This window comes from Anaerolineales bacterium, from assembly GCA_015075625.1.
GTDB lineage: Bacteria > Chloroflexota > Anaerolineae > Aggregatilineales > UBA2796 > UBA2796.
The window spans coordinates 550402-563441 of record JABTTZ010000001.1 but is presented as its reverse complement, the minus strand read 5'-3'; the positions used below and the strand labels follow the sequence as shown (position 1 = coordinate 563441).

10 protein-coding genes are annotated in these 13040 nt (G+C 57.3%); 3 read left to right on the top strand and 7 right to left on the bottom strand.

Annotated elements, in window-relative coordinates; all coding sequences use genetic code 11:
* Positions 1-61 precede the first annotated feature (61 nt).
* The 3 genes from HS103_02400 to HS103_02390 all read right to left on the bottom strand — a co-directional run bounded on the left by HS103_02400 (position 62) and on the right by HS103_02390 (position 4429).
* Complete coding sequence (locus tag HS103_02400) at positions 62-2386, bottom strand: amino acid ABC transporter substrate-binding protein (GenBank protein MBE7511653.1); 2325 nt, start codon at positions 2384-2386, stop codon at positions 62-64.
* A gap of 63 nt (positions 2387-2449) precedes the next feature.
* Complete coding sequence (locus HS103_02395; protein ID MBE7511652.1) at positions 2450-3700, bottom strand: ABC transporter permease; 1251 nt, start codon at positions 3698-3700, stop codon at positions 2450-2452.
* A 6-nt stretch (positions 3701-3706) separates the two neighbouring features.
* Positions 3707-4429 carry an ABC transporter ATP-binding protein gene (locus HS103_02390; GenBank protein ID MBE7511651.1) on the bottom strand — a complete coding sequence of 241 codons (723 nt, stop codon included), beginning with the start codon at positions 4427-4429 and terminating at the stop codon, positions 3707-3709.
* Positions 4430-4648: 219 nt separating this feature from the next.
* Here HS103_02390 and HS103_02385 point away from each other — a divergent pair, with 219 nt between their 5' ends.
* The 3 genes from HS103_02385 to HS103_02375 are packed head-to-tail and all read left to right on the top strand — an operon-like array spanning position 4649 to position 6733.
* Entirely contained in the window at positions 4649-5470 is an 822-nt protein-coding gene (locus HS103_02385; GenBank protein MBE7511650.1) for an MBL fold metallo-hydrolase, read from the top strand.
* Positions 5471-5510: 40 nt separating this feature from the next.
* Positions 5511-5774, top strand: a complete 264-nt coding sequence (locus HS103_02380; protein MBE7511649.1) for a hypothetical protein — start codon at positions 5511-5513, stop codon at positions 5772-5774.
* The gene (locus tag HS103_02375; protein ID MBE7511648.1) at positions 5771-6733 is read left to right on the top strand and encodes a GNAT family N-acetyltransferase; all 963 of its coding nucleotides are present in this window, start codon (positions 5771-5773) and stop codon (positions 6731-6733) included. The genes HS103_02380 and HS103_02375 overlap by 4 nt, the downstream gene beginning before the upstream one ends.
* 22 nt (positions 6734-6755) lie before the next feature.
* Here HS103_02375 and HS103_02370 read toward each other — a convergent pair whose 3' ends face one another.
* The 4 genes from HS103_02370 to HS103_02355 all read right to left on the bottom strand — a co-directional run bounded on the left by HS103_02370 (position 6756) and on the right by HS103_02355 (position 12916).
* The gene (locus HS103_02370; GenBank protein MBE7511647.1) at positions 6756-8042 is read right to left on the bottom strand and encodes a tetratricopeptide repeat protein; all 1287 of its coding nucleotides are present in this window, start codon (positions 8040-8042) and stop codon (positions 6756-6758) included.
* Between the two features lie 4 nt (positions 8043-8046).
* The gene (locus tag HS103_02365; protein ID MBE7511646.1) at positions 8047-9378 is read right to left on the bottom strand and encodes a tetratricopeptide repeat protein; all 1332 of its coding nucleotides are present in this window, start codon (positions 9376-9378) and stop codon (positions 8047-8049) included.
* A gap of 172 nt (positions 9379-9550) precedes the next feature.
* Positions 9551-10867: a tetratricopeptide repeat protein gene (locus HS103_02360; GenBank protein ID MBE7511645.1), complete on the bottom strand. Its 1317-nt coding sequence runs from the start codon at positions 10865-10867 to the stop codon at positions 9551-9553.
* A gap of 126 nt (positions 10868-10993) precedes the next feature.
* The gene (locus HS103_02355) at positions 10994-12916 is read right to left on the bottom strand and encodes an alpha/beta hydrolase (GenBank protein ID MBE7511644.1); all 1923 of its coding nucleotides are present in this window, start codon (positions 12914-12916) and stop codon (positions 10994-10996) included.
* Positions 12917-13040 lie beyond the last annotated feature (124 nt).

Sequence of the window (13040 nt, the reverse complement as noted above, 5' to 3'; positions counted from 1 at the left end):
CCCCTTTACATGGTAAACACATTCAACTCCATCCGTCCTATCTTGATACGTTAGGGTGGACTCAATAGCATGAATTGATGCAGTTCCCGTTCTGCCAACGGCTAATCTCGCTGAGCGCCCCATCCGCCAGGGCAAAGAGGTAGATGGTTGTGCTTAGCTGCCCGCGCCCAAACGCCCCCGGACGGTATTCCCCCTGCACACCAGCAAACAAGCCTAAACGAGCGAGATTGGCTTGAATCGTCGCTGGAACAGTGCCGCCCTCGGCAATCACCCGCGCCAGCATATATACACCATCATAGTAGGCAGCCGCATGGCTGTCCGGCGCTTCGCGGAAGGTTTCCGTAAAGCGTTTGGTGAAGTTGGCACTAGCGGTATCCAACGCTGTGGCTGCCCATGTCCCCGTTCCGATCAGGTTTACAGTATCCTCACTGGTGAGCGCGGACAGAAAATCGGGGTTTGTGATCGCGCCGTAGGTGATTAACCCTGTGTAGCCGCCTCCCCGCAGCGCCCGAATCAAGCTGAGGGCGGCATCTGGCGTAGTGTAGAGGGTGATTACCTGTGGTTTGGCGGCGATCAGCAAGCGGGCGTTGGCGCTAAAGTCCGTCTCTGTCACGGGGTGACTGACCGCCGCGACAAGCTCTGCACCGCGCACCGTTTGGACAATCGTGTTGAACGCGCCGATGGAATCTTGGGCATAGTTCGTCGTTGCCCCAGCGGTGGCAAGCCGCGTAAACCCGCGTATATCGGTGAGATAGCGTGCCAATGTTGCCGCTGCGATGGAATCGGCGGGGCGCAGTTGAAAGATGAACGGTTGGGCATCAGTGGCGATGAACGCCGAGGACGAGGCGCTGATCAACTGCGGGACACGCGCTGAGGGGGCAAGGGTTATATTAGGGAGCAGCGGCGTGGCGAGGGTTGGTCCTAAAATGGCGGCAGCGGACGCGCTAACCAACCCTTGCAGAGCAAAACGGAGATCCTCGGAGGTTGCCGCGCTGACATTGCGCAGATCAAGTTTGTAGCGGGTGTTGTTCATCCCCAAGATGCCACCCGCCGTGTTGATCTCGTTCACGGCAAGCTGCGCCCCCGCCAGCGCCCGCCGCCCAACCTCTCCATCCAAGCCGGTTTGGGGGGCGACAAAGCCAATCCGCACAATTTGATCGCGCACCCCGCTGAGGGCGTTAATATCGCGGGGGCGGGTGTCTCCGCAGTTCCGCACGCAGTTCCCCGCACTAAAACGAGATTCTTCGAGCAGGTTGCCATCCTTGAGCCGAAACAAGGTGGTTGTTTCGATCAAGCGCCCGGCGGTGAAAGGGGCGGGATCATAAACACCGATGACCCCGCCAAAGACACCACCAGCATCAATCGCCTCTAAAATATCATCAGGTGTACCGCCAGCGACTTTCACTGCGCCAGCGATGAGCGCTACGCCATCAAAGGCGGTGGCGGCATCGGCGGTGGGCGCTTCCCCATAGCGGGTGCGGTAGGCAGCAGCAAACCGCGCTGAGCCAACATCCTCGGCGGTTTCCCACCACAGCGCGGGAAGGATAACATCGTCTGCTTTCCCCTCGGCACGCGCCAGAAACTCTGCGGGGGGGGCATAAACAACGATTGCCCCTGTGTAGCCTTTCGCCCGCAGGGTGCTGACCATGAGCGCCGCCGTGCGCCCCGTCCCGAAAATGGCGACCACCGGAGGATTTGCCTCGTAAAGGGTCTGGGCGGGGGCGCTTAGATCGGCAGCATCCCGACTGTAGGTGACTGCTGGGTTAAGGGTGGGAGCAGCCGTTCCCTCCGCCCCTGTTTTGAAGGCGTTTAGGGCTTCTGTCGCCTCCGTAGAATCATCGGCAGCAGTGGCGATTTCGCGGTAGTAGCGGGTGCGGATGAGATAGGTTGCCAGATCGCGGGCAAGCGCCGTCGCTCGCGTCCGAATACGGTAGGTGTACCTACCACCTGTCCCGCTTGGATCGGCAGAGGTGGCGAGGAAGTGCGGGATGGCGCTGCGGTTTGCCAAATCGAGATTCCCGTTTGCTTGCGTCGTCAGAAACGGACCGACAATGGCAAGCGGTGAATCCTCAATAGCGGCTTGTAGGGCAGTGCGCATCTCGGCGGCGGTGGGTGCGCTGCGCTCGCTGAGTTCAAAGGTGAAGTAGATCGGGTTTGTTTGGGGGCTGTCGGGATCGAGGATACCGCTCCCCGCGTTGATCACCTCAATGGCAAGCCGCGCCCCTTGCTTGGCATGGCGGGCAGAGTCGGCGTCTTCGCTGCTGCTGCTGGTGAGCAGGGCAATCCGTAGCCGCTTTGTCGTTTGGGCGGCGGCGGGAATAACGCCAATACCAATCAAGGCAAGAATCAGAAACCCTGTGAATAGGCGAGCAAGGCAGTTGGGCATGAAAGTATCCTATACGCTAGGTAGTGGGTTTAAAGGGAGCATCTATGACGTTGCCCTTGCGGGTTACTCGTAACGAAGTGCCTCAATCGGCTGCAAGCTCGCAGCACGGCTGGCGGGGTAAATCCCGAAAAAGAGTCCCACAAAAAAGGAAAAACCAAAGGCAAGCAGGACGGATGAGGCAGTGACCGTCGCCTGAAGAACGCCCGTCGCGCTGATGAGGGTGGCGATGCCGATCCCGATCAAAATACCAATGATCCCGCCGATCACGCTGAGGGTGACGGTTTCGACCAAAAATTGGGTGAGGATGGTGCGCTTCTTTGCCCCCACCGCCTTCCGCAAGCCGATCTCTTTTGTTCGCTCTGTGACGGAGACGAGAGAGATGTTCATGATCCCGATTCCGCCCACAAGCAAGCTAATTCCGGCAATTGCCCCCAAAAAGAGAGTCAAAATACCCGTGATGGCGCCGGCAATGCTCAAGAATTGATCTTGGGTGAGGACGGTGAAATCGTTCGCTTCGTCAGTCTTGATCTTATGCATCGCCCGCACAATTGCCGTTGCTTCGTCGGCAACTGTGGCGAGGTTGGCGCTCTCGGCAGCGGAAATGTAGATCACGCTGACGCGGTTCATGCCCCGATAGGCTGTCCGTGAGCCGAATAAGCTGCGATAACCCGTCGTCAGCGGGATGTAGACACTGGCATCGGGGTTGCCAGCAAACCCGCCCCCCACTTTGACGGTTGTCCCAATGACGGTGAAGGGGACGTTGTTGATCTTGATCTTTTCGCCAATCGCGTTGAGTTCCCCAAAGAGGTTTTTCGCCGCATCTGCGCCCAAGACAACAACCCGCGAGGCGGCAGTCACCTCCCCCGAATCGATCCAGCGCCCTTCGGCAATCGTCTGGTTGCGGACGACGAGGTAATCGGGCGTGACAGAACGCACCGCGACGGAAATGCTCGTCCGTTTGTAACTGACCGTTGTCCCATTGGCGGTGAATTCAGGGGCGACGCCAACGACCTCAATAAGGCGTTCGGCAAGCGCTCTGGCGTCGCTATCGGTGAGCGGCTGACCGTTCACCGCGCCGGCTTGTTGGGGGGGACCTCCGGCGCTCAGGTTCAAAATCCCCGGCACAATGGTGACGAGGTTCGTGCCGATCCCGTTGATCTGGTTGAGGATGCTCGCCTGCGCTCCGTTCCCAACAGCAAGCAGGGAGACGACTGAGCCAACGCCGATGATGATCCCCAACATCGTCAGGGCAGAGCGGAGCTTGTTGGCGCGGAGGGCATCAAGAGCAATGCGAATATTTTGAAGTGGGCGCATCGTCGGCTACGCTCCCAACGCGGCTGCCCCACTGGGGCGTTTGGGGAAGGGGCGAGTCTCATCTTCGGGGATGATCACGCCATCACGCAGCTTGATCACCCGCCCGCATTGGGCGGCGATCTTCGGATCGTGGGTGACGACGATCAAGGTGATCTTTTGTTCCTCGTGGAGTTTGTGAAAGAGTTCGAGGATTTCTTCCCCCGTTTGGCTGTCCAGATTGCCTGTTGGCTCGTCAGCAAGGATGATGGAAGGGGTGTTCACCAGCGCCCGCGCAATGGCGACGCGCTGCTGCTGCCCGCCCGAAAGTTCGTTCGGCTTGTGATCAAGGCGATCCCCTAAGCCAACGAGGGAAAGCACCTCTGCTGCCCGTTTTCGTGCTGCCCGCGCCGGAACACCGGCATAGGTCAGGGGGAGCTCAACGTTGAATTGGGCGGTGTTGCGGGCAAGAAGGTTGAACTTCTGGAACACAAAGCCGATTTTCTCGTTGCGAATGGCGGCCAGCGCATCATCGCTGAGGGTGGCAACCTCTTTGCCATCGAGTTGATAGCTGCCGCTGGAGGGGACATCCAACGCACCAAGAATGGCAAGAAGGGTGCTTTTGCCCGACCCCGACTGCCCCACAATGCCAACCATCTCGCCAGCATAAATATCGAAGCTGACGCCCCGCAAGGCGCGGACTTCGGTTGTTCCCATCTGGTAGATTTTCGTCAGATCGCGTGCCTCAATCAAGGCTGGTGGTAGTGTATCCATGCGCTCCGCTGTGTGTTCGTTCACCCCTTAAACAGTAGCGCAAGGAAGGGTTGAATGGCAACTTCAGAATTAAGAAAGGGGGTATCGCACCCCACCGCAGCGGCAAGGTCGCGGGAAAAGCCATTTCCTTTTGCAAAACGCTACAATTTGGAGATGAATCACTCCCGTAGGGCTTGACGTGACGTAAGGATACACCGTATGACAACGACAACTTATCGATTTTCTATTGGCGAGATACGGCTCATGGTCATTGCCGATGGTGGCGATGTGATGGGGGAAAAACACTTAGGAACAATGCTGAATCCCCTTTCTGAGGATGTTTTACAGGCGTTTCGAGAGGGCGTACAGCCCTATCTATTCAGCCTGAGCGCCGTTTACCTTGAAACAGGGACAGAGCGCATCCTTGTCGATGCGGGGGAAGGGGAAGGGAGTAAGCCGCGCTCTGGGCATTTGATGGATCGTCTGCGCGAGGAAGGGATTGCCCTGGAGTCGATCACAAAAATCATGATTACCCACTGCCACCGCGATCATATTGGAGGACTTCTCACAGCGGAAGGAACGCCCATGTTTCCCCAAGCGGAGGTTTATATCTGTCGTGAGGAATGGGCGTGGTGGGTAGAGAGCGGCAGCGTACCGGCGGAACGCACCGCATTGGTCAAGGCAGCTTTGTCACCCTACGGGGAGCGGCTGCATTATGTCTCTGATGGGGATGTGCTGGCGGAGGGAGTCACTGTGCTGGCGCTGCCCGGGCATACACCCGGTCACTGCGGCTTGATGATCGAATCAAACGGGGAGCGTCTGATCGATATTGTGGATGCCATTCATCTTGTCGTGCAGATGAAATTTCCTCATGTATCGCCCAAATTTGACACAGACCCAACGCTTTCGGCACAGACACGGCGGGCAATTTTAGAGCGGATCGCGGCGGAAGGCGTCCTCACCCTCGCCTATCACCTCCCCTTTCCCAGTTTAGGGCATGTCCGCCAAGAAGAAGAAGGATTTGCGTGGATGCCCGTATGACCCCTAGAAAGAGGGAGATAGATTACGAGATGAGACGCCCATGCCGACCAATGAAGTAGCCATAGTCATCATCACCATTGCCTTGCTGGTGAGCGTTTTGCTTAGTAAGGTGTCCACACGGTTAGGGACTCCTGTGCTGCTCTTGGTGCTGTTCATCGGGATGCTTTTGGGATCGAATGGTGTGGGGGGCATTTATTTCGATGACCTCGGTCTTGCCCAATTGGTAGGGTCGCTCTCCCTTGCCTTCGTCTTGTTCTCTGGCGGGCTGGATACTCACTATCCTTGTTGGGAGTTGCCTTTATGACGCACACTATTGATCTCTATCATCCAGCGGATTTGCCCGCCCTTGCCCTTTGTTGGAACGATGCCTTTGGCGAGGCGTGGCACACCTCCCCCGATCTGCTAAACATCATGCTCAGCGCCGATGGGTCATGTATTGCTCGTGATCATTTTGTCGCCCGCGTCGATGGCCAGATCGTGGGGGCGGTGATCACCCAAACGCAGCGGGAATCAGAGCGAACGCCGCACCCTTCGGGGAGCATTGCCGCGCTCTACGTCCGGCGCGATCAGCAGCGGCGAGGGATCGGACGGGATTTGCTCTCGACTGCCATTGATTATCTGCGCGGGATTGGGATTCGGCGGGTGGTTCTTGGGGGGCGCGTTCCGCGTTTGTTTCCGGGAATCCCGACGAACTTACCCGCCGCCCTCGATTTTTTTCGGACTCAGGGTTGGACAGGCGAAAAACACGTTTACGATCTGGTACGCGATGTGAGCGAGTACGTGACGCCCAAGACGATCAGCGCACGGTTGGCGGCGGACAAGGTGAGCATCCTCCCCGCCGCATCACCCGCTGAGGCGGCGGACGCCCTGACGATGCAGGCGGCGGAATTTCCCGGCTGGTATGATGAATTTGCCTACCCAATCCGCGTTGGGGATTACCGCGATGTGTTGATTGCCCGTGAGGGGGATGGGACGGTAGTTGGCACGCTGCTGATGTGTTCACCGGATGCGCACCCCACGCGGGGCGAGACAATCTGGCGCTCTGTGTTGGGGGCGGGGATGGGCGGGATGAATGCGGTGGGCGTGACGAAAACAGGGCGAGGGCGGGGGATTGGGTTGGCGCTAGTGGCGCGGGGATCAGCCATCTTGCGCTCACGCGGCGCACGAAACGTCCTCATTGGGTGGACAGATTTAGTCGATTTCTATGGGAAACTCGGCTACAAGGCATGGCGTGAGTACCTCGCCGTGTCGGGGGCTGTTTAGGGTTTGCGATTACGTCTGTTCCTTACTGTCCGGGCGTGGGGGTAGCAAACACATTGTTCCCCGCCCCACATGATCGAAGGGCATCACGGAATTGCGCCACCCAATCTGCAGATGACCCCTGCGTTTGGGCGAGATTTAACCCCGCTTGCAATACACTAACCGCCTCGCCGCAGCGCCCATTGTAGGCAAGCGCTGAGCCAGCGACGAGGTATGCCCCCACATCGGTTGTCCCTAATTCAATTGCCCGCAAGCCTAGTTCTGCCGCCCGTTGATAGTTTTCCTGACGAAACATCATCGTCCCTAGCCAGCGCAAACACTTGACCTGATCGGGGTCAAGATCACGGCAGCGCTCTAGGCTGATGATCGCCCGATTGGGATCGCCCGCTTTGATGTAGGTGCGCCCCAAAAGGTAGGCATTGATCGGATCGTCTTTGTCGCGGGCGGTGGCAAGATCAAGGGAATCGGTGATCTTTTGAAAGTCGTTGACGTTGAAGTAGTAACTCCACAGCCATTGGGCAATGTAGCCAATGGGCATTTGGCTATCTTGCTGGGCAACCCGCCACCCCTCCTCAAAGGCGCGGATCGCTTGCTCGCCGCTGGACGCCAAGAGGATTTTCCCCTTCACCACATTGGCGTAGGCGATAACAACGACATTGTTCCCATTCTGGCTGGCGGCTGTAGCCTTTGCCGCTTCCAACGATTCTTCAACCAACCCTAAAGCGCGACTGCCGCGCCCTATGGCGTCATAGGTATCTGCTAAGACCGCCAGCAGCCAGGGATCGCGGGTGTCAAAATCGCGGGCGCGGAGCAGGTAGGGGAGCGCCTCACTTGGGCGATCTAGGGCATTCAGCGCCATCGCCACCATGATCCACCCATCAGCCGCTTCGGGATTGGCGTTCAGAGCGCCCTCTGCGGCGCGGAGTGCCTCCTCACGGGCTTTGGGGCTGTCGTCTCGAAAAAGGATCATTTTCGTCAGACGGGTATAGGCATCAAGATCATTGGGGCGGGCGCTGGCGAGACTGGTCAGTGTGGAGATAGCATTTTTCATGTTCCCCGATTGGATATAACTGACCAGGCGTGTTTGGAGGTCAACAGCGGGGATCGTCGCCGTTGGGGTGGGGGGATTCACGTTGAATTTGATATTTCGTTCTACCCAACGCCCCACATCGCCGCTGATCTGCCCACGAAACTGCCACAAAAGCATCGCTGGAATGATGATCACCGGAAATAAAATATAGAGCCACAGCCAGCGGAAGTTGAACAAACGGCGGCGGGTTTTACGGTAGCGTTTGGGCGTGTTTAGGTACATACGCTTAGCCTCCCGTCCCTAAGACGATGGTGCTGCGCGGGCTGAGATCAGGTTCGGGGGGAAGGGGTTCCGGCGTTGCGGTTGGAGCCAAGGTGACGTTTAGCGGACGTCCGGTGCAGATGCGCAAGCCTTTATTAATTCGTTCGATGGAAGTTGTCCCGCGAATCCAACTGAGCGCTTCGGTGAAGATCAGATTTGCCTTGCGGCAATCGCCCATTTGAACGTAGGACAAGCCGCGAAACACCCAACACTCTGGCTGGCGGGCTTCAACCGCGAACCCCGACTCTAGGGCGAAACAACGCTCAAACGCCTGCGCCGCTGTCTCATACTCCATAGTGAGGTAGCTGATCTCACCCAACCAGCGCCACGCACGGGAATTATCGGGCGCAAGTTCCGTCGCCGTGACACAGTTATCGCGGGCAAGGTTGCGTTCACCAATGGCAAAATAGACCTGACACAAGCCAATATAGGCGCGGACATTGCGCTTGTTGGTGGCAAGGATGGTGTCATAGGCGCCAACGGCAAGGCGAAGTAGGTCGGGATCGCCGCGCCGCAAGCCTACCCCAAAAGCGTTGAGGGCAAGGTTGAAATAGGGGTATTCAAGCTGCTTGTTATATTCGGCTGCCTTCACAAAGTAGGGGATGCCTGCCTCTGGCGTTCGGGAGGTGAGTTGGATCAAGCCGTAAGCGGTGTTCGCCTCTATGCTGGTGGGGTTCAGTTCAAGCGCTTTGCGCCCAATGGTGACCGCCTCGTCGTACCGTCCTAAGTCGTAATAGACTTGGGAGAGAAAAGCAAGGGCGTCGGGGTTCTCCGTATCAAAGCTGAGGGCGCGGTTGCAATATTGCGAGGCGCGTTCGGGTTCGCTGGCACGGGCATATGCTAAACAGGTGATTGCCAATATACGGGCATTGTTAGGATAAACCTCCAAAAGGCGGTTCGCTATGGTCACCGCCTCTTGTCTATCCGCCGCCCCCTGATCGCCGCCCGCATAGCTGCGGTAAACGAGCATCCGAATGACTTCATACCCAATGCCAATCTCGTTGGGGGCAAGGCTGAGCGCAGCGCGATAGGCAGCAATGGCGGTATCCAAATCGCCACGCCAAAAGGCAAGATCGCCGCGACGGGCGTTCTCTAGCAGGGAAAGGGTTGGGGTAGGGCGAATTCCAACAGCATAGAGGGCAATAGGGCGCAATAAGTCGATCTGCCAGATCACCAGCCCTAGCACCCCTAAAGCAAAAACGACCAGTGGGTAGACCCAGAGCATCCGGCGGCGGCGGATGGTGCCACGAAAGAGGTCACCGCTTGTCAGCGCAGAGCGATCCCGACGAACATACATATTGCTTGCAGTACCCTCACTGGTTGGATTGCAACCAGCCTTCTTACAAGAAGGACGGGCGTCGTTCGTTTCCCTTGATCGCCACCGCCTGCCCATCACCAAGTATATCGTGATAAGCGGGGCTGTCAACCACTGAGGGTCAATCTCGTTGAAAAATGCTGTAGGTGTCCCCCTACAAAATCGGTGTTGGGCGCGGGGTGGCGGTGGGGACAGGGGTGGGCGTTTTGTACGTCCCTTGATAGGCAGTGGCGCATTTCAAGAGCGTGCGGTTGGTCTCCCGAATGGCAATATCATCAGTTGTCCACCGCAAAACCTCCTCCAAAAGGGGAATAGCGCGATCACACTGCCCTAAAATGAAGTAGCCGACGCCCTGTAACCACCAACAGGTGGGGTCGCGGGCATCAGTGGGCAAACCGAGGGCGATCTCTTGGCGCTGGCACTCGGCAAAGGCATCGACGGCATCTTCGTAATTGCGACTCTTATGGTAAACCTCTCCCAACCAGCGCCAGGCAGCGGTATAGCCGGGGTCAACTTCTGTCGCTTCCATGCAGTATTGACGGGCGAGTTTCGGCTCACCCTTTGCCAAATAGGTCTGGCACAGACGGGTATAGGCTTTCACGCTCTTGGGGTTGCGTTTTAGAACGGTCTCGTAGGCGTTAATGGCAATTCGGTAGCGGGCTTCGTCGCCGTTATTTCGGTTGGCAAGGTTATAGGCGAAGAATGCCATCTCAAAGTAAGGAAATTCGAGATTCATATTGACCGATGCGGCTGCTTCGTAATGGGTGAGCGCCATGCTTACCCGCCCCTGAAAGGAAAGCGTTCGGGCATAAGCAATGTTTGCGTCAATATTTTTCGGATCAAGGCGAACCGCTTTTTCTGCTTCGTCAAGCGCGGTTGCCGTGCGCCTGAGGTCGAAGGACGCCATCGAAAGGTAAGCGTGGGCATCGGCAGCGTTCGGGTCAAAATCGAGGGCGCGAAGGCACTCCCGCGAGGCATCAGAAGATTTCCCCGCCCGAACGAGGGCAAAACAGTAAATGGCATAGGCGCGGGGGTTTTCAGGGGCAACCTGAATCGCTTTTCCCGCCCAGGTAAGGGCTTCATCTATATCTTGAAAGTTACGCACGTCGCCGTAGCTGCGGTAAATGAGGATGCGGGCAAGTTCGTAGATGATAGAGATGTTATTGGGAATGCTGTTGGCAGCACGACGGTAATTTTCAACAGCGGCATCGAGATCGCCCGCCCAAAATGCCTGATCACCCCGTTGGGCATAACTGATTCCGCCAGGGGTTATCGTGGGGTGTTCGGCAACCATTGCCAGTACCTGCGGTTGGATTGTTTGCATATTGGCAATGACGTAGAGGACGCCTGCCATCGCCATTCCCCAGGCAAGCAAAAAGAGCGGGGAAATGCCCCGCCCTTTTCGCCGCCCAAAGAGATAGCCTTGTGTTAGGGAGGATTGCTCCCGCCGCAGATAGCCGTAATCGCGCATTGCCCTTGCCATACCCCTAAGAGGTCGTTGTTTGTAGGATAGCCGTCTTGAAGGGGTGTGTCAACGGCGGAGCAGCGAACCCTCACGCGGCGCTAAAGCGCGGGGTGAGGGTTCGTTGGTTGGCTGCTACTTGATTTGGAATGCCTGAATCGCAGGGATTAGGTAATTCTGCCGTGCTTTGGCGCTGTCGGCGTTGGGAGCAACCCCAACGATGAGGACATAGGTTGTTCCCTTTTGTTCGGCTAAGGCGAGGGTCAAGGTCAACCCAAAGGACGACCCAAACTCGGTGAGTGTCCAGGTGAGACCATTCGCCTCTTGAACACCTAATTCCGTCAAGTCTGTGTTGACCGCCAAACTGTTCAGAAGGCTTTCCGTGAGCAAATCCTTCCCCACACTGGCAGAGGTGACAAGGAACAGACTTTGCCCGCCATCGCTCGCGAAAACCCCCGGCGAGGATTCCGCCCACCCAACCGGACGCACCGTCCTGAACGCGCCTCCCGGTGCGACATATTCGGTGAGCAGTTCCCCGGTGAAAAATTCAATAGCCATCTGCTCAATGCAGGCGCTGTCTGGTTTCGTTTGCGGCGCTTGCACAAATGCGCTCAGGATTCCGAAGGCACAACTGCTGCTCAGGGCAGCCCCATGCCCTGTGCCGGGGAAAATGAAATGGCTGCCGTTGGGGAGCGTCTCCACCGCCAGCGCACCGTTGGCGGGCGGGGTGATCGGATCAAGCTCCCCGGAGAGAATAAGTGTTGGCAGGGTGCTGGTGACAGGCGTCGTCTCTATCTCAGCGGCTTTTCCAACGCCCCACGAGGCGCAGATCGTTGAGCTATCGGTGAGACCAGGGGCGATCCCCGCAAATTCGGGCGGTAAACTGCGCAGGGATTCTTCAATGGCGGCGCGATCTGCATACGCGCCTTCAGAAGCACAGCCCACCGAATAAAACATGCCAAAGGCGACATCTTCAAACTGGAAAAAGGTCTGGCTGACAATTGATTCAAGGGCGGTGAAGTCCCCTTTGCTGGCTGTGTCAATCATCGCCGGAAGTTGGGGGATAAAACTCGTCACGTAAAGGGCGCTGTAGAGTTGGCTGAGCAGGACATTGCCGGTGACCAAAAGATCATACGTTTTGTTTGTCGTGGGGTGTTTTATGCTGATCGTCGTTGGCGCAGCGTTCAGCGTGGTGATCAGGTCATAGGTTGTCTTTTTGAGCGTTGGGTAAGCATTGGCGCAGGCAGAATTGGCAGCACAAGCAGCGAAAAAACGCTCGAAGGTATCGACCACCGCCGCAATGGGCGCTTCAAACTGATTCCACTGCGGGGGGGCAATGGCATCAATGACCACCGCCCGCAGCACTTCGGGGCGATAGCGCATCACAGACAGAGCTAAGGTAGAGCCATACGAGACGCCGTAGAGGTTAGCGGTGGTGTAGCCCAACGCCGGAATCAGATCAGCGACATCGTTCGCATTTTCAACATTGTTGAACGCGCTCAGGTTGACCCCTTCACCAATCAGGCGATCCCGACAAGCGGCTGCCGCTTCCTGATTGCGCTCCGAGGTTTCTTCGGGGGTCAGTTGAACGGTGAGCGTCGCGTAGGTCATCTCGATGAATTCTTGGCAGCCCAAATTGGGCAAGGAATAGCCTACGCCGCGCTGATCAATGGCAATAAAATCGCGGCGAAGGGTTTGGGCAAAGGTCGCCGCCAAAGCCGTCCCTAATGGTTCGATGCCGGGTCCGCCCGGTCCACCCTGAAGAAGAATGACGGGATCAGCAAGCGGTGTGGTAGCGGGAGAGCGAAACCGCGCAAAGGCGACCTTCACCGTCTTGCCATTATTTGCCCCCCGCACTTCGGGGACAACGAGATACCCACAATCAAGGGTTTTCCCCTCCAAAAAGCCGCTTGGGGCGGGAAACCAACAGGTGACCGATTCAACGGCTGCCAGTGCGCCACTTTGGGCGCGGGCGGGCATCCCCGTGAGCGGGAAGAGGGTGAGGAAAAAGACAACGCTCAGTGTGAGTCGAGCTATCTGCTGCTGCCAACGAACCATGAGTGCAACTCCATAAATTCTATTGCCATTTATAAAGCAATCTTAGCACAGTGGTCATTTGGACACGTGGAAAGGGGAGAAATGCACGCCCTATCCATGTGAGCGGGGCGTAACACCAGACAAT

What these genes read in the sequence shown, in the direction of transcription:
- HS103_02400 (MBE7511653.1), bottom strand. Translation starts at nt 2,386, where the DNA reads ATGCCCAACTGCCTTGCTCGCCTATTCACAGGGTTTCTGATTCTTGCC.
- HS103_02395 (MBE7511652.1), bottom strand. Translation starts at nt 3,700, where the DNA reads ATGCGCCCACTTCAAAATATTCGCATTGCTCTTGATGCCCTCCGCGCC.
- HS103_02385 (MBE7511650.1), top strand. Translation starts at nt 4,649, where the DNA reads ATGACAACGACAACTTATCGATTTTCTATTGGCGAGATACGGCTCATG.
- HS103_02380 (MBE7511649.1), top strand. Translation starts at nt 5,511, where the DNA reads ATGCCGACCAATGAAGTAGCCATAGTCATCATCACCATTGCCTTGCTG.
- HS103_02375 (MBE7511648.1), top strand. Translation starts at nt 5,771, where the DNA reads ATGACGCACACTATTGATCTCTATCATCCAGCGGATTTGCCCGCCCTT.
- HS103_02370 (MBE7511647.1), bottom strand. Translation starts at nt 8,042, where the DNA reads ATGTACCTAAACACGCCCAAACGCTACCGTAAAACCCGCCGCCGTTTG.
- HS103_02365 (MBE7511646.1), bottom strand. Translation starts at nt 9,378, where the DNA reads ATGTATGTTCGTCGGGATCGCTCTGCGCTGACAAGCGGTGACCTCTTT.
- HS103_02360 (MBE7511645.1), bottom strand. Translation starts at nt 10,867, where the DNA reads ATGCGCGATTACGGCTATCTGCGGCGGGAGCAATCCTCCCTAACACAA.
- HS103_02355 (MBE7511644.1), bottom strand. Translation starts at nt 12,916, where the DNA reads ATGGTTCGTTGGCAGCAGCAGATAGCTCGACTCACACTGAGCGTTGTC.